Raw genomic sequence first — 20,943 nt, forward strand, 5'->3', positions numbered from 1 at the left:
AAATAAATTCCTAAGTTACTGGCTTGAGTTATCAGCTCGGATTGCGGCCACAGCCGCCTCGATATCTTGATCTGACAAAAAAGGAGCCTGCGCGAAAACAAGGCCCTGCTCGCCGTTGAGCTTGGCGGCCAGATGCCCTCGGCCCAGCAACAATTCAGCTCCTGGCCGGTCGAGCGCAATCTTGGATGTGGCCTCGCTGGAGACCTTCAAGATCAGCCGATTGCCCAAATTTTCTCGCAGTTGCATCGGCATCACATCCTTGTCTGGACGCTGTGCCGCGAAGATCAAATGAATACCTGCCGCACGTGCCTTTACGCCCAGCCTCTGAACTGCCGTACCGACTGCGGATTTATAAGCATCGTCGAGCATCCAGTCTGCAAATTCGTCGTGGATCAGGAAGACCATTGGCAGTCGCTCTTCGGTCGATACTTTCGAGTTATAGGTCGGTAAATCGCGAGCTCTGGCTTTCGCAAAAGCGCGGTAGCGGTCCTCCATCTCCTCAACCAGAGCGTCAAGAACCTCGGATGCTTTCTCCTTGGTGGTTACGATTTCATCCCGCATGTGCGGCAAGTCGGCCAATGGCGCGTAGTCAACCCCCATCTTAGGATCAATCAAGATGATTTGGGCTAGCTCCTTAGGATTGGTCGCAGCGATATCTAATATAAGGGCCTGGATGAGCACCGATTTGCCGCTGCCCGTACCTCCAGCCACCAATGAGTGCGGTTCATGCGATGAAAGCCCACCAAACTCAGCGCCCAGATTCAGATACAGCAACGCGCCATTAATCTCCTGGAGCCCCAGTAGAAATGAGGTGTTGATACCCGCAACATTTCTATTGAGGTCTCGACGCGACCAGAGCTCCCAAAGGGACACAGCCTGCCTCTTTGCGCCAGCGACCGTAACCACGATCTCGCCTGGCTTAGGTTGGACAGTTACTAGGTTGATGGCGTGAGTAGTAAGGAGTTGTGTTCGTTTATTCTCGATATCTTCGACACGCAAGCGATCAGAACCTGCCAAACGAACTAGGCAGCCGTTTGGAGTCAAGCGAGTGCCTAGAACAGCCGCCTGGAGACCGTAGCTATTAAGCGCAGATTTAAGCCTCTTTGTGACCTCTTGAGCCCATTCCTCCCGTTCGACATCGGCTTGCGCACCACCGGAGAACTTTGACGCGACCAGATCAGAGAACCCGCCCCCGAAGCTGGAGCTCGTAACAGAAAGCTGATCTGAAGTTGAATCTGCAATAGCTACGGATGCAAGAACCGGCTCCTCTGTCAGTACTGGAGGCGCAACCACTGGACAACTCGGCGCAGCCATCTCGGCGTCGTTACCTAACGAAGCGGCTTCTTCAGCAAACGTATCAATCTGCCCACTTGATAGCTGACCTATTGCGGCCAACCATGGCACTCGCGGGGCGGGCAATTTAAAACAGTGCCCTTCCCAAGGCTGCTGGGCCCCAATACCTGATCGAACCTCGTGACCTCCAGAGCCTTTAGCATAAGCTTCGGCGAGTTTTCGCAAGTCCGGCCGATCGAAAACCTCCTGCCAAGCCATAACGCCCCCTGTCTCATCAAGAAGCTCCTGCTCAGACGCCGAGGCGGAACCTGCGTCCGAGGTGTGAACGTAAACGTGCGAGTACCCACGCAGGGAAATCTCTACATCGCCATCTCGCAACTTGGCGCGAGCACGCTCCATCAAATCCGTCATACCGGGCGGGATGTCCGCATCTATAAGCATATCGGCCAAGCGGGCCAACCAAATATCCCGATCAAGGCGACCAGGATCACCGAACAGCGCCTCACGGAACATGCCTAATGTTGCTAATAGTTGATCCTTGGAGCCTCGTCGCGCCTGAGCCACCCCATCGGCTCCAACATATTTTGCCTCAACAATTGAAATGACGACGCGAACAGTCTCCTCGTACTCCTCAACGTTGAGCGCCAAAATATCCGCGATACGGCTTTCAGGTTGAGATAGCCAGCTTGCGTAATCGTCGAGTAGGAAATAGGCGGTCAATACCTGCCTACCATTCGCTGAGGCTTGGAACTCCTCTGCAAGCAAGTAACGACTTAGCACAAGGCCTAGCATTTCTCCTGCAGATACACCTCGCTTGGCTGCACGCAGTACGATATCTCCGGAGACTGAAAGTGCGTCGCGCTTCGCCTTGTCGACAGCGATTTGAATCTCGTCGGATCCGAGCTGGAGATTCAACTCATCCAAGCGTCTACGAACCAACACGCTCAACAACCGAAGCTCCGAGGTCGAGCTAACAATCATATTGCGGCCATTAGTCGAGCCTCTACGGTAGCGCACCACCGTAATGTTGTTGTGCTGAAGCTGGCGCTTGTCGAGAAGCTCGTCGTAGGTGGCTACCCATTCGGCCAACTCGTGAGCGTCCCTGATTATTTCAGCCAGAGCTGGGCTTTGAAGGGAAATGCGGCGTGCAGGCAGTAATCGCTCCCCTGGCATAGCGTCCGTCTGCCGGCAAACTGCGGCGACAGCCGACACGTACGCCCAACCTGATGCCGTTTGCCATGGGCAAACTAGGAATGTGGTCGACTTCAGCTCGTTCTCACCTGACACGCTCCGGTAAGACCAGCGGGAAGGCGCATGATCCAAGTTCGGCCGATCGTTGGTCCACTGCACTGGGAGCCATTCTGTTTGGGCCTCGCGCGCGACCACGTCATGCAGGAAAGCCACATCGAAAGCCTTAAAACCCAGCGCACTCTCTCTTGGAGTCGCCGAGAGGGGCATTACAGAAATACGCAGCTTCGAGATGAAGTTTTCGCTGGTTTCGCTGACTACTGGCAGATCGGGATCATCACCAGCCTTGTTGACCAGCTCGCCATAGACTCGCCGCAGCTTTCCTTGATCTGAGTGGCGTACCGAAACGCTGCATTGGAGCTTGCCATCCTCTTGTATAGAGGAGAGCTCGCGCACTGTGGCCAGCGGCAACTCAGCTGCATCTGCGTTATAAAGCACAACGCTAAGGTTGCTTGCCTCGTGGGGCTGCAGCCCAACATAACGCTCCAAGAGCTCGCGCGCCTGTTTGGCTGCAGCCGTTGGATCGACATCGGTCATGGCTTCCTCAGCGCCACGCGTCGGTGACTCCAAAAGACTATAACCGTTAACCGTGCTGCTCTCCGAGACAAGCGTCAAAGCGCCGCCCCGATTGAGAACCGCAATCTCTGGATAGAACGGATGAGCGATCTCGTCGGTAAGTTCCCGCATAAAAATCTCGCGGTCACCATAGAGAATGCTAGCGCTGGAGAGCAAGTGTGTAGCGAAACCGGCAACGCGTCGCGTCTTTACCGCAAGAGCCTTCATTCGTTCTGGATGCCAAGGCGGGATGATAACTGCTGGGTTTTCGCCGGCAACACGCACCGTCCCGACCGATAGTATTTCAGCGACCAGCCGCGAGCGACACACATCACCACGAGCATTTACCATCAAGGTGTTCAACAGTTCGGCGTAAGACTCCGCTTGACGCATAACGGCATCGCCATGTAGCCCAGTCGTGACGAAGTCCTCCATCGCCTTGATGTAATCCTCCTCGAACTTATCCCACGATACCTTTACCTCGCTCTGCTGATGAGCCGTCAGCCTACCCTGCTCGGCGAGCTCTTTGATCCGGGTCTTAATCACATGGCGCAGGCTTTGGAGCTTGCTGGCCGAAGAAACCAGCGACCCCGCATCAGTCGAGTAAGTCGCCTCCAGCGTCCCGGTGTCGAGCAACGAGACGTTTTGTACCCCACCCTTCTTGCTTACTAACTTGCGGGGGACTTCGGTACAACCTACCGCGCCCTTCTCCAAGAGGCGGCCCATGTCTGCGACCATCGACAAGCCAATTGACGTGGGCCTGTAGCTCCAAAGGAGCTGCGTTTTAGCTAACACTGCCTCTTTGTCCTTAGCGATCTGGATCAAGGCAACGTCAAACTTGATCTGCAGGGCTAGGCGCGATAGCGACGGGTTCGGACGAACCTTGCTCTTCTTATCATTGCGAAGCTCCTTCTCCTTAGCGAAGAAGGCCTCATAGTCGAAGAGGGGATCGGGTAAGTTTGCATTGCCCAACCGCTCGACCTTCCACTCTACCTTGGAGCCCATGAGCTCCTTTAAGCCGCGGTACATAGCCGAGAAGTAGCTGCCGGCGTCGTAGTTGAATCGCTCGCGCCACTCCTTACGGCCTTTGGTCACAGTGAAACGTAGGATCCGCTCTCCTTCCGAATCACGCAGGCCGGCATGCAAGCTATTAACCACTCGAGCGAAGCCTTCGAAGAAGTCATTGCAGTCAATGGGCTTGCCATAGAGAGCTTTTTCCCAGCGCGAGCAAAGTTTGCTGTCTTGCTCCAAGAGCCTTCGCTGCTTAACGAAAAATTCTTCGTCCTCCTCCGTGAAGTCAGAGCGACGCTCACGCCCCTTCAAGTCCTCCAATAGCTTGCGACCCTCGGCATCGAGTGAGTCCTCCTGATCACACTCATGATCGAAGAAACGGATCGTGGACTCTGCTAAGCCAAGTTGCTTTTCTTTCGGTTTGTCAAAGGCAAGATAAACGCCATCGCTTTCCCACTCGAATTGGGCGAGGGCATCGGATGCCTCTTGATCTCCAGCAGGAGCTGCGACGAATGCATCAAGGGCTTGGCGGGCCCCCTCCGAAATTTCTGCAGTATTAGCCTCGACTCGCTCATTAATCTCCTCCGAGTCAAGAGGCTGGCCATTCTGGCGGAGTTTTTTAAGCAGCGGCGCACGCTGAGCAAAGAGTTTGGTGAAAGCCTTGTGCCATGGTTTACGCGATGCTGAGAAAGTTTTGGCATTCGAGAAGAAGGCGCTGTCTCTGGGGAGTCCCGCGCATGGTAAGGCGTAACCAACAGCATCACGGATGGGCAGCCCGTGCGTGGCGATAGCCTCGACAATCGCAGAACAAAACTCGCCAAGCTGCACTAACGAAAGTTCCGAGGATGCTAACAATCCGGCTAGGGCTGAATGGAACACCGATCGGTCGTCGAGGACTGGTGCAATACCGCCCGAATGAAGCGTGGCCTCGACCCACGGATCAGGGTCAGCCCGCATCTCCTTGGCGCCAATGGCCATGACATGACCCAATGTGTCCGCGAGGTTGTGCTCGTTGCCATTGGCAGTCAGGATCGCCGCTTTGGCGGTCAAAGCGTTATTGCGCACATAGCCTGCGTTATGTGGAATCAGAATGTCAGACGGTAGGCCTTGGCCTTCTACCAAGGCCTCCGGGATCATGAGTTCTACCCGGGCAAGCAGGTCCGGATTGGCAAGGATGGCTCGTGCGACTGCCCCGATCTGACTGGATGAAAGCTTGTCTAGCCTGAAGAGCGCAGCCAAATCACCAGACTGGCCAGGATTAGATATGCGTTGGGCGAGAATATTCGCGCCGACACGCCCAATAATGCGATCAGTCAGCATGCCGCTTCTCCCTGAAACGCAAACGGGTTTTCTACAAATGAGCAGGAGTCAGAAAGCCTGCGAACCAAGCCCAAGCTGACGAGACGGGCCTCAAGATTGTTTCGGTTCTCGCTGAGTTCTTCTTGGTCTACTAACTTGGCGCTGACTAAGCGCGCACCCTCTGCGTCACCAATTACCAGGCCATATCGGCACTTGGCTTCGGCGAGAAACTCATCGAACTGCATCCTGTCTTCCACGATGGAAACCACAATCGACTTGAGTAACCTATCGTTCGGCGCATAGCGGGTGCGTCTCGATAGTCTGCGTGAGCTGAGCCCGATAGCACGCGACCATGACGCATGAATTTTGCCGACATGCTGCTGATGGCGTGCCAAAGCATTATCAGCCAGTTTGGTAACCAACTCATCTGGACTCTTATCGGTGGAGTCCTCGTCGTCGCCACCATCAGTCGGCGGCCACTGGAAGCACTCACGCATGAGTTTTACACGCTCAGCATCCGGAAACTCTGCAGATTCAGCTGCAGCCCATTCAACATTCAACCGGATCGACTCAACATGAGCCCGCACCGCCTTTGCTGGCAGCCCTTGATTGAATTGATAGCTATCGCCAGAAAGCGCTCGCACCTTCGTTCGCTCCTTGGAGACGATTTCGCAGATAATCTCGACCGGATCGTCATCACCAGCAACCCGCTTAGCTCGTTCCAAGAAATAGAGCAGCATGTTCAGGCCAGTGATCGCGATCAAATGCTCCAATGCATCATAGATCGGCATATCCCTGTCCAAGATCGACAACCAGTCGTCGCAGATTTGATCGAAACGATTATTGGCAATTTCGGGTAGATAACCCGAAAGCCGGGGCTCTTCGACACCCTGCGGCGTACCTTGCAGAGCCCTAATCAAACGATTCATCGTTGCTTCGTTATCGAATAGGCGCTTGGCAAGGCTGTCACCGAGCTCCGCTCCACGCTTAGCCCGTGTGAGCATGAGATAGAGCAGCTCGCCTGTACGAGCAAAGAAGCGACGATCGTTGCTCATATTTCCTTTTGCATTGATCGCCAAGTCCTCATAAAGAGCGTCTGGGCCGAAAGGAAAGACGAACTTGGAACTCCAACGCTTGTTACTGCGAGACTCGAATGACGAGGAACGCAGCAGTTCGATAGCCTTTGCGAAGTCATCAAAGCTAGTGAATGAGCGGCGCAGATAGGTCATGTCTTCATCACCATTACCTGTGGCTCCCTGTCCAAAGCGCTCAAACCACTGCTTCCACTTCTCCTCATCAGACGCGGCGCTCTCCGCAATCGATTCGACGTATGGGTTGTTGAACAGTAACCCACGCAAACGGACTTGCCGCTGCGGCTTGAACATAACTGAGCCGCCCTGATCCTGGTGAGGCCTGAGCGGCTGATCCAAATTCGAGCCGAGTACGCCCAAGAACTCTAGAACAGTCAGGTGAGGAAGCTGCTCGTCATAAAGGCGATGACCCCAAATGTTCTCGTCGACGCAAAAATCGACGCTTTTAATCTCAGGCCTCTTGATTATTCCACTCATTCCGAGATCCTCACCGTCACAGGACGTGAAAAGCCGCGACCACCTGGCTCAATATCGATGAAGTTGAGTGTCAGCATGGCGGTCTCACTACCTACTTCATCATCATCTCCTGCTAGGCTGGCTTTCTTGACGATCTCTGCCTTCCGTAAGAGCTTCGCCTTGAAAGCCAGCAGATCTTCGAGGCACTCATTGGAGAAGCTCGCTGGCAAAGCCCCCTCAGCCACACGCGAGAGAAACTCATGACGGATAGGGGTCAAGTCGAAAGCAACCGAATTGCCCGGGCCCGCAGCGAGCGAAACGTCGAGTCGAGGGCGGCCCGTATCCTCGACAAGCTTGATCGCCATACCTACGCCGCCCTGCCTGCGGGAGAACGTCTCGTGGTCACAAAGCACGCTGACTCGGCTTTGAGTGAAACCGCCCGAACTAGCGATGAAGATGCGATCTTCGTTTTCGAGAAGGAGACCTGTTAATACGCGGTTAAGGCCCTTAGCAAGGCGCCCGCGGACTATCTCGCTAACGGGCTTCTGCGCCTTGAGCGCTTCGATGATTTCCAAGTAGTCCCCAGCAAAGCAGAATGCTGTCATCGACCAATGCGGATAACCTCTTTCCCCATCCGGAAGTGTGAAGAAGAGCCTGCGTCGCTGGTCTTGAAGCATCGTAAGGAACTCGGCCGCCTCTCCTTCCAAGCGTGCCCCCTCATACCCTTCCAAATAGGAATTTTGGGCAGCGCGGAAGGCAGTCGTGGCCCCATAGATAGGATCGATCGCGACCAAACGCTCGAAGTCGGCTTGCAGCCGCAAATCGTCCTTCCCATAAACCAGCAACCCATCAGCAGCATTGGTGGACTCATCGCCCACGCCAAAGCTGGACATCGCCTTGAAGATAGGGCGGTCAGAGGTCCTTCGCTTAAGGAGATTGGCTCCGAAGGCGTTGGCATAGACACTAGCCGCCCCAAGAGTGCCTCCTTCCTGAATCTTCGCGACATCGGCACAGGTCAGCAGGTTGTCCTTGGCCTGCTTGGCATCGGAGCAACCGAGGATCATATTTGAACAAAGCGCAAGTAAGTCGCGTATAGGTAGATGCAGCCCATTGTGCCTGGCGACTTCAACCAAATCGCCCAAGCGACGAGAGAGCTGTCCACCATCCGCCTCACCCAAAAGCCTGCGGCGATTCTCGTCGATGGGACAAACTTTACCGTCGGCCTGAAGTGCACAGCGTTTGCAGTTGTCCCACTCGGGATGCCCCGCCACAGCCATAGCCACCTCATCTAACGTTTTGCGGCTAGTCGAGCGACTAAGATCGAACACAGCCAGGCGCTCAGGAGCTGGCCCGGCCTGTAAGAAGCGCTCTTGCAGCGGCTTGCGAAGTGGGTGATCACGCTCCTGGCGACGGCCTAGATCACGTAGACGATCAAGAATTTGGCCATGGTTTGCGGCAAGAATCACTACCTCAGAATCATCGCCTTCTAGCACCGATCTTTCCAGTCGCCGCAATGGCAGATCGCTCTCGTCGCCATTGAGCTCGGAAAGATCCTTGATAAAGACAGCCAAGCGACCATCCGCCAGATGTAACTCTTTCACGTTGCCCTTGGCGGCCCAAGCCTTGGGGTCCCCCCCAATGCGCTCCCACAGGGCACGGCAATGGTACGTCTTACCATCACCAGCTGTTCCAGCTATCAAAATGGATCCTGGCGCCTTGGATTCAATGTGCCCCACCATGTCCTCTAATAGAGGTGTCGACAGGCTAATCGGCTTTACTCCTGCCTGTGCCAACGCCCTCGAAACGTACTCGTCGAACATCGCCAGATTGCTCGATGACGGCCCATAGCTACGTAGGAATTGAACCCAATCACTTGCCGGTGGAACCTCAATGTCAGTACGCCGTACAGAGCCGCCACGACCTTTACCGGCCTGCAACACCCCCTGTCCTATCAGGGCGTCACGCGTCTGCCAATAAAACTCATCTCTTAGCTGTGGAAACTGAATCCTGAGGTGCTCTAGCAACGACTGGTTTCCAATACTGGAGCCATCGGAGGGAACGGCGGCCAGCAAGGCCTCAACCAACTCATTCATGCACCAAACCCCCTCTGGCACCAGTCTTGACAGGTACCATCAAAATCAATCAAAGACTGTCGGGGATCAGAGGGGAGGTGTACTGTAAGGCTGCGACAGCAGCACATATTGAAAACCATCCCTGCTGTACCGCGACCTTCCATTTGCGATGTTCGTTACCTTATCTACTGACCAAGCACGGGTAAAGACATGCTCGGTTTTTTTGGCAACATACTCAGGCCGCCGGCATGTAGGAGTAATAAGATGCCTAGTGTAGCGTTAACGCAACGGAGGCCGTTGCCTCGCGTTCGGCTAGCGTCAAGCACGGACGCGATCAGGCCCATGGATTAACAGGCCTTCCCTCCTCCTTGAACGGCGGCCCAACCTTGGCCTGGTTAAGACTCTTCAGCCTGGGACATCGCCTGCTAGCACGGGTACGACATTAGGCTCACGCGCACGATGATCAGCAGCCATGCTGCTGACCATCAATAGCCTTGGAAAGGGTGATCGTTCCGCTCCGCACTTGCCAAACCATGTTGAGGTTTCAAGTCGGCCAGGAAACGTCATGGATGGGACTTGCCACGTATGCCATTCAGATTTAGCACGCGTAGGGCAGAACGTTAACCGCTGGGCTGGAGTGGCCCGTGCTGAATTCAGCACTGCGCACCGGATTGTGATTGCATAGCGCGTTTTCATGGCTCATACGCCAAATCCAAACCTTCTTCTCACCGATAATTCGTTGGTTATCATGGCAATCTGCTGGCAACTCAAGCCGCCAGGATTTAGCATCTGGGTCAGCCACAGAACATCACCACCCTGAGCACAGGACACGGACTGTGACACGCCTGGCCGGCCAGGCGATGCCCAATTGAAACAAGGAGAGCCTCAATGAGTTTCAGTGATGCCCACGACGTTGCGACTGAGGCACTGGAAACCTTTCACAAGATTGAGGATGGTGCAGCGCGACTTCTAGCGGCACGTAGCGGTGAGGCGTCCGACGCCCTGGCAGTGATCAACACGTTCACCAACACTGCAGCGGTAGCCAAAATCGCATCTATTAGTGACGCCACAACCAAATCGTTGCTCAGCCTCGTCCGCGAACCTGCAGTCTCACGTGTGGTTGCCGAGACTGACGAAGGCGAGGTGGTCACCTACTATATCTGCCGCACGACCAACATCACGGTCAAAGGGACAATGCTGGCGGGCTACCGTACACCTATCGGCCGCCTGGCCGTCTTCGATGTTGGAGAAAGTGTCGAGCTTGAGGTTGCTGGGAAGCAGAAAGGCTATCGTATTCTCGAAAAGCTGGAGCTGAAGCCTCTAAAGAGAGACGACGTTTGGGATGCCATCGATAGCATTTGGCGCCGCCAGCGTGCAACTCCACAGACAATCGCTTCCCTTCGAAAGCTCGTTCAGCCCGTCGACGACAATGCATTCCTTGCGATGCTGGACGGCGCATCTGAGGAAGAGAAAATCCGGGAGGGTGTAGTCCATGAAATACGCAGAGCCATGGCTTTGCGAGACCAGGCCATTCTCGACAAAATCCAGGACGAAATTTTCCGGCTGTCGATTGATCATCAGCTGATCATTCTCGGCCCTCCAGGTACCGGCAAAACCACAACATTGGTCAAACGCCTTGGGCAGAAACTCGACGTGCAGGCATTAAGCCCAGATGAGCAACGGCTGCTTGGATCATCGACAAACCGCCAACGCTGGATGATGTTCACACCCTCCGACCTGTTGAAGCACTACGTCAAAGAGGCATTCAACCGGGAGAATGTTCCCGCGTCTGACGATCACATCAAAACCTGGAACAAGCGTCGGCATGATCTGGCCAGGTCAACATTTGGCATTCTGAGAACCGGCAATAGCGGTAGCTGCATTCTCAAGGAGGATCGCCGCTACTCCAGCTTTTCGGTCAGTGATGATCCTCGTCAATGGTTTGCCGACTTTAAGGCGTATCACCAAAACCGTCTGCTCAGCTCACTCAGGGAGGGCGCTGGCCTCCTGAAAGATTCGGCGCCGAACCTCTCGGATCCAGTCGTGGAAGAGCTGCTCACCACGGTAGATGAACTGAGTCCCGAGGGGTTGCTCGGTGCATACGCGATCTGGAACAGAATCGAGGCGAGGATCGAGCCGCTGCTCAAAACCAGCCGCAAGACGACCGACAAGCTTATCCAGCAGCAAGGTAGCCTGCTCTACAACAGGAATAAATCTGTTTTCGTTGAGCTCGCTACCGTCCTCGAAAGCCTGGGGCAAAGCGAGGATGAAATCGAAGAAGGTGAAGAGTTCGACGACGACACTGGCACCGATGGCACGAGCACACCTAACCACACTGCGGAGCGCAGGGCGTTTCAGGCGTATCAGCAGTTCCTGCAGAGCCACGCGCGCACCCTGTATCGAAACGGCAGCCTTGGGAAGTCGAGTCGGGCAGCCCGGATTCGTGACTGGCTCGGAGATAGGGTTCCGCCAGCTGAATGGCTGAAAACGCTGGGTCGCGAAATGTGCTTCCAGAACGCTCTGCGGCGGTTCAGGAATGCGTGGAAACGTTACGTTCTGGAAGTCCCTACGAGCTATCGCGCGTTCCGCCGAGAGTGCCTCGCACTTGAACTCTATGACTACCAGAAGCCTGACACCCCCGCGCACATCGACGAGACCGAGCTGGACGCTATCCTGCTCCTGATGCTCCGGTCAGCGCGCGAACTCATTCGGCAGGAGTTCGTGAGACGATACCTTGATGATCCGCGCTTCGCAGAGCTAGCCAAGATTTCTGACCAGTTCCTGCACCAAGTGCTGGTCGATGAAGCGACTGACTTCTCTACCCTTCAGCTTGCCTGTATGGAAAGCCTGACTGACCTGTCGACCGAATCGTTCTTCGCGTGTGGTGACTTCAACCAGCGAATCACCGGACATGGCCTGAAACGCATTGACCAGCTTGAGTGGATTTCCCCGCGCCTCAAGCCTCGGCGAATCAACACTGTCTACCGTCAAAGTCGGCTGCTGAACACCTTTGCTATCAAACTTCTCGATCTCATGCAGGGAGATACAGAAGCTGTCGGCACCCTGCCAGAGCACTCTAACCACGAAGGCGTCCAGCCCGTGCTAGGTGAGCACCTGAGTGAAGACGACGCGTCCACTTGGGTCGCGGATCGCATCATCGAGATCGATGCGCGGATGCGTTCCAAAGGTGAGAACATTCCGACCATCGCGGTACTGGTCACCTCAGAAGATCACGTCCGGCCGATGGCGGATACGCTTACCAAGAAGCTGGAACAGATCAGCCTGCGAGCCACTCCATGCGCGGACGGCCAATCTTTGGGCAATCAGTCAGACATCCGGGTATTCGACGTCCAGCACATCAAGGGCCTCGAATTTGAAGCTGTGTTCTTCGTCGGAGTCGATGGCCTCGCTGAGGCTAACCCGGGGTTGTTCGAACGCTTCTTGTATGTCGGGGCTACCCGGGCCGCCACCTACCTGGGCATGGTATGCCATGGGGAGCTGCCGGCAAGACTGGAAAATATCCGTCCATTCGTAGCCACGCACTGGTGGTGATCGTGGGTTAAGCCTGGCAGCCCATTTCCTGCAGGTGGGCTGAGAGGTCGCATTAACCTTAAGAGATGGAGCTGGGCATCAAAACAAGACGGTCATCGCTCATGGGCCCGGCGCATCGTAATGCCGCAGCCCATCGGCTCACGATCCTTGGGTTGCCTCTCACGTTTCAACCAGGCTTTCCTGCTTCTCCATCCACTCGATCATCAGCTCGCCCCATGCAATGTCAGCCTGCATAGCTGCTTTCGCATCGGTCGAGTCCCGCTTGCCATTTCAGTCCTCCATTGACGTCGAGCTAGATGTTATCCCTCACCGACTGCCGACACAGCGGGCCAGTGAAATCGGGCAGTTGCTACCGCATCAGTGGATGCCGGCCTGACTTACGCAAGGTGAGTTGGGCGGACGCTTACTTTGATCAGCCATCAGCGCTCGTAGTACCGCAACCTACTAGCGCCGTAACTGGCAGGCAGCCTCCCGTAACGTGTTGATACGATGGAGCCAGACCTCACGGGTAGGCAATTAGCCCCTGCTGCTTCCGAACCCATGATGATTATCCCCGTAGGACTTCGTAGCTCCCTTGCATAGGTAGCTGGACCGCAGAAATAACTCCGGTAGCTCATCCATCTTGCCGTCGGGGACGTCCCGGTAGATTCTATACGTGGCATCGTCGGTGATATTCACCAGTCCACCGACTTGATCGACCGATAGCCGCAAAGCGCTGGCCCAAGCCTCCTGCAGGCGCGCAACGAGATTTCGCCTCGTAGATTGCAGCCGCCCCGGCCTGTGATAAGCATCATGATTCAGCAGGAATACCAGGTGGTAGTGCGGCCTTCCCTTCATTCCAACCTCCCTTGCCCAGGCATAACGGACCCTGCAACTACGAGTGTCCTTCTTTTGCTCACGCAGCTGACTTCGGTGGTGTTCGATCTTGGAGCCAAAGGACTCGATGAATCTGCTGATGACCTTGTTGGTATCTGCGTAGTTGGACAGATCGATATCCTTCGGCAGGTTTAGGTCCACCCTGAATGCCATGACCCTCGGATACTGGGCCAGTGCCAGCTCGATAACACGCAGGAGACGAAATAGTTACTCTTCTACAAATGGCCCCTTGCCGACCATCAAGGACAGACCACGGTAGGTCGGTTGGCGGTACAGGTGGAGGTTTGTGTTACCTGGATGACGAAGCATGGGTATGACTCCTGGGTGAGTTTCATACCGATCTTCATCATGTGGAATTTTTAACCGTTATCTCCTAGTGCTCTTGATCCCTCGCTGGATATGCAGTGGTCAGTGCCTGCAACCCGCATCAGCAACGCGGTGCACCCTACCGGTGGGAATAGCTAGTAAAAGCATAATACTCGTGCCGCAGATGATGTTCTCGACTGCACCGTGATCGCGGAATGCCTTTTCACGGCCACTCCGTGAATTTCTTCAGGGTATCTACTCCGGAAATAAACCATCGCTTTGCTCGGCCTACTGGGGCGTCCGACGTGGGACTTCAGCCTACCTAGCATAATCGCCATGACCAGCCATAACTGGTCATGGCGGTTATGCTGGCTTTTAACGGGCCATGCTCAGGTGACCTGTAGACCTCACTGCAGAGCTCTCGGTCAGATCACGCTCCTCAATCCTTGCCAAGATCCAATCGTGCACCTCGCTCTCGACCCAGCCGACGCAGCGGTCGCCCAGAGATACCGGTTTCGGGAAGGTGCCTTCCGCGATGTATTTGTAGATGGTCGACCGGGCAAGACCTGTCGAGTCGATGACTTCCTTCAGACGGATGATTCGCATGAGCAGGCTCCTCTGTGGCTCAGAGGATGTGCAGGGGACGTATAAAAAAACCGCGCAGAGCCGCGATTCAATCCGCGTCCCAATCGAGCTGGGGGAAATACATGCCCCACCTCATGCTCGTTAAAACCAGATAAGGAAGTAATTCAAATAGTCTGCTATTTTCGCTATAGGCTAGCGGAAATAGCGGGTAAAAATGATCAATACATATGATGAAGAACTTGAAGCCATTGGCAGTGAACCAATTACCTACCAGAACGGCTGGCCCTGTTTCCGCGAGCACAGCTTGGTAGAGGCCGCTGTAACTGAGGCTGCCCGAGAGCTGCAGGTTTCCCGAGAAATGGCAATGATGTGCGCCTTCGGGGCCATGGCCACCGCTTGCCAGAAACGTATCGATATACGAATGCCAACCGGACACCAAGTGCCAACCTCACTGATGCTGCTGACCATCGCGGACTCCGGTGAACGCAAGACCACCACACAGAACAATTTTTTCGAGGCGATTAACGACCTGAATGATGTAGCGCATCGAGCCTACGAGGTCGCCTTAGTGGAGCATCGGGTCGAACAGCAGCTATGGAGCACGCGCAAGAGACACCTGGAGCGTATGTACAGCAAATACGCAGCCCAAGACGACGACGCCGCCACGCGCGCAGCCCTGGAGACTGTCGCTGAGCATGTAAGAGCTCAACCGCAATCAGCCCGCTCGGGCAAGTTCCTTTATGAAGACACCACCCCGCAGGCCCTTGTGCAGATGCTTTACGAAAACACGCCCAATGGCTGCCTGCTGACTAGCGAAGCCAACAGTATTTTCAGCGGCAAGGCCTTGGGTGAGCTCGACAAAATCAATACTCTCTGGGATGGCAGCAGCGTTATCGTCGATCGCATTTCCAGAGAAGGCTTCATTCTCCAAAATGCCCGCCTCACCTTGTCACTAATGGCACAACCTAGCGTGATCGCGCGCTTCATGGGCAGGCGCGGGGAGGAGGCTCGCGGCACGGGCTTTCTCGCCCGCTTCCTGGTCGCCAAGCCCCGCTCAATGGCTGGCCAACGTACCGATCAAAAACTATCTGAACTGCCTCGCCTACAGGCCTTCAATGCCCGCATCCGCGAATGCTTGGCCCCCTCCGTTTCGCCTGATCGCCAAGTACTACGTTTCTCGGAGCCGGCCGCAAATCTCTGGTATCAGTACAGTCGGCAACTCGAACAACAAATGCAGGAAAACGGCCTATACCACTACGCTAAGGATCACGCTTCCAAGTTGCTGGAAAACACGAGCCGTCTGGCGGCCATCCTACATACGTTCGAGCGCACCTCAGACAGCGATATCGAGATCGACTACCTTACCCTGGAGTTCTGCTGGAAGTTCGCTCAGAACTGCTCAAAGCACTTCATCGAGCACTTGGCCAACGAGCCGCAGCTCGTGACGGATGCGAACCAACTGGCACACTACCTACTGAAAACCGCCCACAAAGAAAGCCCTCTCGCAGACAGACCTACAAACAGGAACAGAAACGACCCCTCACCCAACACGCGCCTCTCATCGACGCCACCTAACGATCTGATGACAGGGCAACGAACCACTTTCACACTAACCCAGGTAAAACAGTACGGCCCCAGTAGTCTCAGGGGACGGGCCAATACTGAGCGTTTGGAGGCAGCCATTGAACTGCTGACCAAGCTGGGACATATCGCCAAGGAAGGAGGCCGCTACCGGTTCCAAGAATCGATCCTGCTCAAAAGAGGAGAACCTGAACTGAAGAACGGCGAAACGCTCACTATCAAGGAGCTTCCTCTGTTCAGCGAACAAGAGTATTGGAAGCCTGAGGTAAGGAGCGGGTTTGGGGCTCAGCCGAGCTACTTCATCAAAATCCGCGATTAGCGGGTAAGCTGTAGCTGGAAAACATCCCCCTCGCTGAGCTAAAGAGAACCAGAACACAGACTGGGAGCTCCATGCGCAAGCCGGCACAGCAATGGGGAATCGCGCGCGATTGTCACGGTTATGCACGAGATTAAAAAATTAGAGTTAAAGGTTACGTTATAACATGTATCAATGAGAGGCTTGGCGAAAACGGATCTGACCTCCAGATAGCCTTTGCATCAAATAGGAGCCGCCCCCATGAAAAATGGCTAACAGGTCCGACTCGAGCGGCGGAAAAAGAAAGCACCGACCTCAGCGGAAGCCGTTCACCCTGAGGAAGATATTTACGTGAGAAGAAACGTCTATCTAGTCCATTTAGCCCTCAGCGGTATGACTGGAAGGGATACCGCTGCAAGTCACCGAGAAATGAAAATGACACAATCTCGGAGGGCGACTTTCCTGCTCAGCCTCAGCGCTTCACTTACCAGCTAAAGCCTGATAAGTAGCAGAGAGGGCGGTATAGCAATCGCACCCTATCAAGACGCCCCAGGGTACCAAGCAAATGTCATTGGCATTCCAAATGGCATTCCAGGCAAAAAACAAAACCGTCATTTTATTTCAATATCAACAACTTACTCTACCTGTTCAGATTACCCCGGCTCATCTAAAGACGTCCACGGACGTCTTTTTTTGTGCCTAGCATTCCACCACCCACAATGCTAGCGTCACCCCATGACTACCCATTGCCTCACCACAACCACCACCACCACCACGACCGCTTCAAGCGGAGCGTGCGAGGTGTCGTGAGCCAATAACCAACGAACACTTCAAAGGCCCGCCAGCGATGGACAGGGCCTTTTTTTGTGTCCTTGTGTCGCTGGTTCACACGCAAGGAGATGCACCCATGTACGCCCTGTTGATACTCGATATCCAAGTCGGACTCATCCACGGCCCGGAAAAGCCCTGGCGCTGCGCCGAGCTGTTGGAAACGCTCAACACCCTGATGGACAAGGCCCGCAGCGCAGGGGCGCCGATTTTTCTTGCGCGTCATATCGGCCCCGCTGGCTCGCCGATCGAACCTGGCAGCCCGCTTACGCAGGTTGCACAGGAACTGAAGTTGCTAGGTGGGGAAGTGGTGTTCGAAAAGCGTCGGCCTAACGCTTTTTCGATGACTGACCTGGCTGACAATCTGCGCTCCAGCGGCGCCACCGGCGTGGTGGTCACGGGGATGAAAACGCAATACTGCGTCGACAGCACCTGCCGTGCCGCGCGTGATCTTGGCTTCGATGCGGTACTTATCGCCGACGGTCATACCTGTTCTGATACGCCCTTGATGAAAGCCGAGGCCATCGTGGCTCATCACAACGCCACGCTCAATGGGCCGTTCTGCCAGTTGGTTCGGGCTGAGGACTGGAGCTTTTAGCAGAACCTGACGACGGGAGAGGTCAACAGGGCCGGGCTTCGGAATTTTCCCGCAAGATGCCGCGCTGTTGATGAACTAGCGCACTCCAGCCAACAAGCCTAGCCTCCCCCGGTCGCTGCAAAATCAGCGACCGGGTTTAGCAGCTCGGTTAATATCAAGGCCTGCAAAGCCACCATCCGTTCGAGCGATGCTTTCAGCATCCGCTGGTTCGTATCATGGCGGCTGTGCGTGGGGCACTTTCGGGTGCGCCGGGTTCCTTGATTCCTGGTCTGCTAACCCGCGTACGGTCGCCACCCTTTTCGTTTAGCAGCGATGTCTGGCGACTCCATCAATCAAGGAGTTTCAGCCATGAAAAAAATCACCCCCAATCCCCCAACCACCCTCTTCACCCTCGCCGAAAATATCCACCCCGAAACCCTGCTAATCCAAGCCAGCGAAACCCTCGCCTCTCTCAACGCGATGACCACCGACCTGGCTTTTGAGCTTGAAGGCGCGCACCGCCACAAGCTGCTCGCCGCTCAGCAATTGATCGTTCTGGGTGAGCTACTGGTCGAACGAGTCTTGAACACCCAGCCATTCACTACCCATCCGCCACAACCCTAAAACACGAAACCGGGCGAGGCACCTCACCGTTTCTCGCCCGCTGGCATCCCCTCACACTTCCCATTACCCTGACGGCCTTTATCAGACAATCGGAAGTCAGATACCCGTGCTCAAGCCCTTCGCCGTCATCGCCCTCTCTGTCATGCCCTTACTCGCCACCGCTGCCGAGCTGGCCGGGGTTTGGCAAGGTACTTTGGGCAAGTCCGCGATCACCGTCTGTTTCAACGGTGCCGACGGGGAGCATGGCAGTTATTACTACCAGCGCATTCGTACCCCTATCCAATTGACTCAGGCCAACGACAACGCTCCCTGGGTGGAGGAAGGCAACACCGGTTTCTGGGCCCTGCAAAAACCTCAAGGCGATGCCCTTTCTGGTGCCTGGAGTAAAACCACCGGCGGCACGCCGCTGCCGCTGGCTTTACGCCGCATTGCCACGGACGGCTGCGGCAGCGATGCCTATAACGCGCCCCTGGAAGCCGCGCCGCTGCCTATCAAGACCGAGAAGAAGACTTTCGAAAACCATGCCTACCAACTCAAGACTCAGGGCCCCCGCGTCACGCTCAAGCTGGAGGGCGACGGCCCGGCGGTGCAGAAGATCAATCAGCAACTCGCCGCTCTGGCCGTCAATGACGATGATCTAACCGACTACTTTCATGAACGGCGTGAATACCTGGGTCGAAACGGCTCGGCCTATACCAGTGAAATCGAGGTTGAGCCTAGCTATTGGTCGTCGCAATTCATTACCGTGCGGTTCTACCGCTGGGCCGCGGGCACAGGCGCCAGGGGCATCAGTTGGGGGCTGCACTCCTGGAATCTGCAAACCGGCGAGAGTGTGGACCCCTGGACTTGGTTCGGCGGCCATCAGCAGTGGTACGACGCCTATTCCGGGCACTTGAAGCTGCCGGCCGCCTTCAGCACCTGGCTGGCCAAGCAAACCAGCACCGACGAGGGCTGCCCCGCGATTACCGATTACTCCAGCTTTGACCTGAGCTTCAACACCCAGGGCCTGCGGCTCGCCACGCCGGCCAATGGTGACGGTTGCGACAACGACCTGACCTTCACCTGGGAGCAGTTGGAACCGGTGCTGACCGAACAAGGCAAAGCGGCAGTGCCCAGGTTGAAACTGCCCTGATGCGCCCGAGAAAACCCCACAACCATTCACCAAAGGTTAAGAATCGCGCTCGTATACTCCTTGACTACCCATGACCGATCGCCCGATCGGTCTCATGCCCCGGTAGCCAGATTCCATGACGCGTCCCGCCCCCCTGCTGCTCTTGCTTGCTGGTCTGTTGTTCTTTTTCGCCCTTGGCAACCACGAGCTGCAGGGCTCCACCGAGGCCCGGGTGTCCGGAATTGCCATGGCGATGCACCTGGACAATGACTGGGTGGTGCCGCGCCTGTTTCAAGAGCCTTTCCTGGAAAAACCTCCCCTGAGCCTGTGGCTGGACGCCGGCGCGATTCGTTTGTTCGGCGCCAGCACCGGGGCGGTGCGCCTGGCTTCGGCGTTTGCCGGGTTGTTCAGCGTGATGCTGCTGTATGGGATGCTGCGTCGCTTCGGGCGGCCGCAGACGCTGGCGTTCAGCGCCGCGCTGATCCTGGCGACCATGGCCAGTTATTGGGGCAATGTGCGCGGTGTGGGTGAGGATTCACTGCTCAGCCTCGGCGTGACCATGGCATTGCTTGGGTTTTACCAGGCTCTGCGGCCCGAGCGCGAAGGTTCCAGTGTGTGGGCCTGGGCGTTGTTTACCGCCGGCATGGTGATCGCCACCCTGAGCAAAGGCGTGTTGGGGCTGGCGTTGCCGGGCATCGTGATCTTTGTGTACTTGGCCAGCACCAGCCTGATGGATAAACGCCTGCGCATCGGCGACTGGCTTAAGCCGGCGTTGTTCACGCTACTGGCTTTGGTGCCGCTGCTGATCTGGCTGGGGTTTCTGTTTCAACGTGGCGGGATGCAGGCGGTCGGCGAAGTGTTGTGGACCAACAGCGTTGGGCGCTTCAGCGGTTCGTTTGTCGAGGCCGGGCATTACGAGCCGTTCTACTACTACATCGCGAAGCTGCCAGAGGCGTTTCTACCCTGGAATATCCTCGTGTACCTGGGCCTGTGGCACTTTCGAAAAAGCCTGGTACACAACCGATATCGTCTGTTTTTCAGCGTGTGGCTGGTGGCGCAGTTCACCCTGCTGACCCTGGCTTCCAGCAAGCGCACGGTTTACCTGATGGCTCTGACCCCGGCCGCTGCGGTGCTCGCCGCAGAATATGCAGGGGTGCTGTTGGAGTGGCTCAAGGCACACAAGCCAGCGCTGTACCGCTACCACCGGGGCGTGATCATCAGTGCATTCAGCCTGGCAATTGCCAGCTACCTGATGGCTGCGTTCTGGTTCGCCCCCAAAGCAGACAAGCGTGAGTCTTTCGTGCCGGTGATCAGTCAGGCCAGGGCGTTTCAAACCGAAGGTAGGGATGTGGTGATGTTCCAGCCCAATGAACGCATTGCCGGGGCGAGCGTGTTCTATCTACAGGCCTACTTGCCGATCCTGCAAACCGAAGCGCAGTTACACAGCTTTCTCACGGCCAAGCCCGGCAACATTGCATTGCTGGACAACACCCGCCAACTGAGCGGGAAGGTCACGGTGATCAAAGAGATGAAGATCGGTCGCCAGCCTTACTACTTCATCGAGCAGTAAGGCCAGCGCACGG

Annotated in this window: 11 protein-coding genes; 6 read left to right on the top strand and 5 right to left on the bottom strand. The window is 55.8% G+C overall.

All coding sequences use genetic code 11. The annotated features are described in order from the left end of the window. Positions 1-15: 15 nt before the first annotated feature. The 3 genes from NDJ82_RS08100 to NDJ82_RS08110 are packed head-to-tail and all read right to left on the bottom strand — an operon-like array spanning position 16 to position 9,046. On the bottom strand, positions 16-5,427 hold the full coding sequence (locus tag NDJ82_RS08100) for an FtsK/SpoIIIE domain-containing protein (protein ID WP_250925278.1): 5,412 nt from the start codon (positions 5,425-5,427) through the stop codon (positions 16-18). After that, positions 5,421-6,974 carry a hypothetical protein gene (locus NDJ82_RS08105; RefSeq protein WP_250925279.1) on the bottom strand — a complete coding sequence of 518 codons (1,554 nt, stop codon included), beginning with the start codon at positions 6,972-6,974 and terminating at the stop codon, positions 5,421-5,423. Before NDJ82_RS08105 ends, NDJ82_RS08100 begins: the two co-directional genes overlap by 7 nt. Beyond that, a complete protein-coding gene (locus tag NDJ82_RS08110) occupies positions 6,971-9,046 on the bottom strand; it encodes an AAA family ATPase (protein WP_250925280.1) in 2,076 nt (691 codons plus the stop codon). Before NDJ82_RS08110 ends, NDJ82_RS08105 begins: the two co-directional genes overlap by 4 nt. An 867-nt stretch (positions 9,047-9,913) precedes the next feature. Between NDJ82_RS08110 and NDJ82_RS08115 the strand changes: the two genes are divergently transcribed. Then, positions 9,914-12,577: an ATP-binding domain-containing protein gene (locus NDJ82_RS08115; RefSeq protein ID WP_250925281.1), complete on the top strand. Its 2,664-nt coding sequence runs from the start codon at positions 9,914-9,916 to the stop codon at positions 12,575-12,577. A gap of 516 nt (positions 12,578-13,093) precedes the next feature. Here the strand turns inward: NDJ82_RS08115 and NDJ82_RS08120 are convergent. Together NDJ82_RS08120 and NDJ82_RS08125 are read right to left on the bottom strand one after the other, a co-directional pair. Continuing rightward, a complete protein-coding gene (locus NDJ82_RS08120) occupies positions 13,094-13,648 on the bottom strand; it encodes an inovirus Gp2 family protein (RefSeq protein WP_250925339.1) in 555 nt (184 codons plus the stop codon). Positions 13,649-14,134: 486 nt separating this feature from the next. Continuing rightward, the gene (locus NDJ82_RS08125) at positions 14,135-14,365 is read right to left on the bottom strand and encodes a helix-turn-helix transcriptional regulator (RefSeq protein ID WP_143979032.1); all 231 of its coding nucleotides are present in this window, start codon (positions 14,363-14,365) and stop codon (positions 14,135-14,137) included. Between the two features lie 193 nt (positions 14,366-14,558). On the opposite strand from NDJ82_RS08125, the gene NDJ82_RS08130 reads away from it, so the two are divergent. From NDJ82_RS08130 to NDJ82_RS08150, 5 genes are all read left to right on the top strand, one after another. Continuing rightward, entirely contained in the window at positions 14,559-16,244 is a 1,686-nt protein-coding gene (locus NDJ82_RS08130; protein ID WP_250925282.1) for a YfjI family protein, read from the top strand. 883 nt (positions 16,245-17,127) lie between these two features. Beyond that, positions 17,128-17,646, top strand: coding sequence for a cysteine hydrolase family protein (locus NDJ82_RS08135; RefSeq protein WP_250925283.1), 519 nt, complete (start codon positions 17,128-17,130; stop codon positions 17,644-17,646). 348 nt (positions 17,647-17,994) lie between these two features. Then, positions 17,995-18,249: a DUF6124 family protein gene (locus tag NDJ82_RS08140; protein WP_094774590.1), complete on the top strand. Its 255-nt coding sequence runs from the start codon at positions 17,995-17,997 to the stop codon at positions 18,247-18,249. Between the two features lie 106 nt (positions 18,250-18,355). Further along, positions 18,356-19,381, top strand: coding sequence for a hypothetical protein (locus NDJ82_RS08145; protein WP_250925284.1), 1,026 nt, complete (start codon positions 18,356-18,358; stop codon positions 19,379-19,381). A gap of 115 nt (positions 19,382-19,496) precedes the next feature. Continuing rightward, positions 19,497-20,930 carry an ArnT family glycosyltransferase gene (locus tag NDJ82_RS08150; RefSeq protein ID WP_158877866.1) on the top strand — a complete coding sequence of 478 codons (1,434 nt, stop codon included), beginning with the start codon at positions 19,497-19,499 and terminating at the stop codon, positions 20,928-20,930. Positions 20,931-20,943 lie beyond the last annotated feature (13 nt).

This window comes from Pseudomonas sp. SR18, assembly GCF_023701505.1.
Lineage (GTDB): Bacteria > Pseudomonadota > Gammaproteobacteria > Pseudomonadales > Pseudomonadaceae > Aquipseudomonas > Aquipseudomonas cyclaminis.

What these genes read in the sequence shown, in the direction of transcription:
- NDJ82_RS08125 (WP_143979032.1), bottom strand. Translation starts at nt 14,365, where the DNA reads ATGCGAATCATCCGTCTGAAGGAAGTCATCGACTCGACAGGTCTTGCC.
- NDJ82_RS08140 (WP_094774590.1), top strand. Translation starts at nt 17,995, where the DNA reads ATGAAAAAAATCACCCCCAATCCCCCAACCACCCTCTTCACCCTCGCC.
- NDJ82_RS08115 (WP_250925281.1), top strand. Translation starts at nt 9,914, where the DNA reads ATGAGTTTCAGTGATGCCCACGACGTTGCGACTGAGGCACTGGAAACC.
- NDJ82_RS08105 (WP_250925279.1), bottom strand. Translation starts at nt 6,974, where the DNA reads ATGAGTGGAATAATCAAGAGGCCTGAGATTAAAAGCGTCGATTTTTGC.
- NDJ82_RS08110 (WP_250925280.1), bottom strand. Translation starts at nt 9,046, where the DNA reads ATGAATGAGTTGGTTGAGGCCTTGCTGGCCGCCGTTCCCTCCGATGGC.
- NDJ82_RS08150 (WP_158877866.1), top strand. Translation starts at nt 19,497, where the DNA reads ATGACGCGTCCCGCCCCCCTGCTGCTCTTGCTTGCTGGTCTGTTGTTC.
- NDJ82_RS08100 (WP_250925278.1), bottom strand. Translation starts at nt 5,427, where the DNA reads ATGCTGACTGATCGCATTATTGGGCGTGTCGGCGCGAATATTCTCGCC.
- NDJ82_RS08135 (WP_250925283.1), top strand. Translation starts at nt 17,128, where the DNA reads ATGTACGCCCTGTTGATACTCGATATCCAAGTCGGACTCATCCACGGC.
- NDJ82_RS08130 (WP_250925282.1), top strand. Translation starts at nt 14,559, where the DNA reads ATGATCAATACATATGATGAAGAACTTGAAGCCATTGGCAGTGAACCA.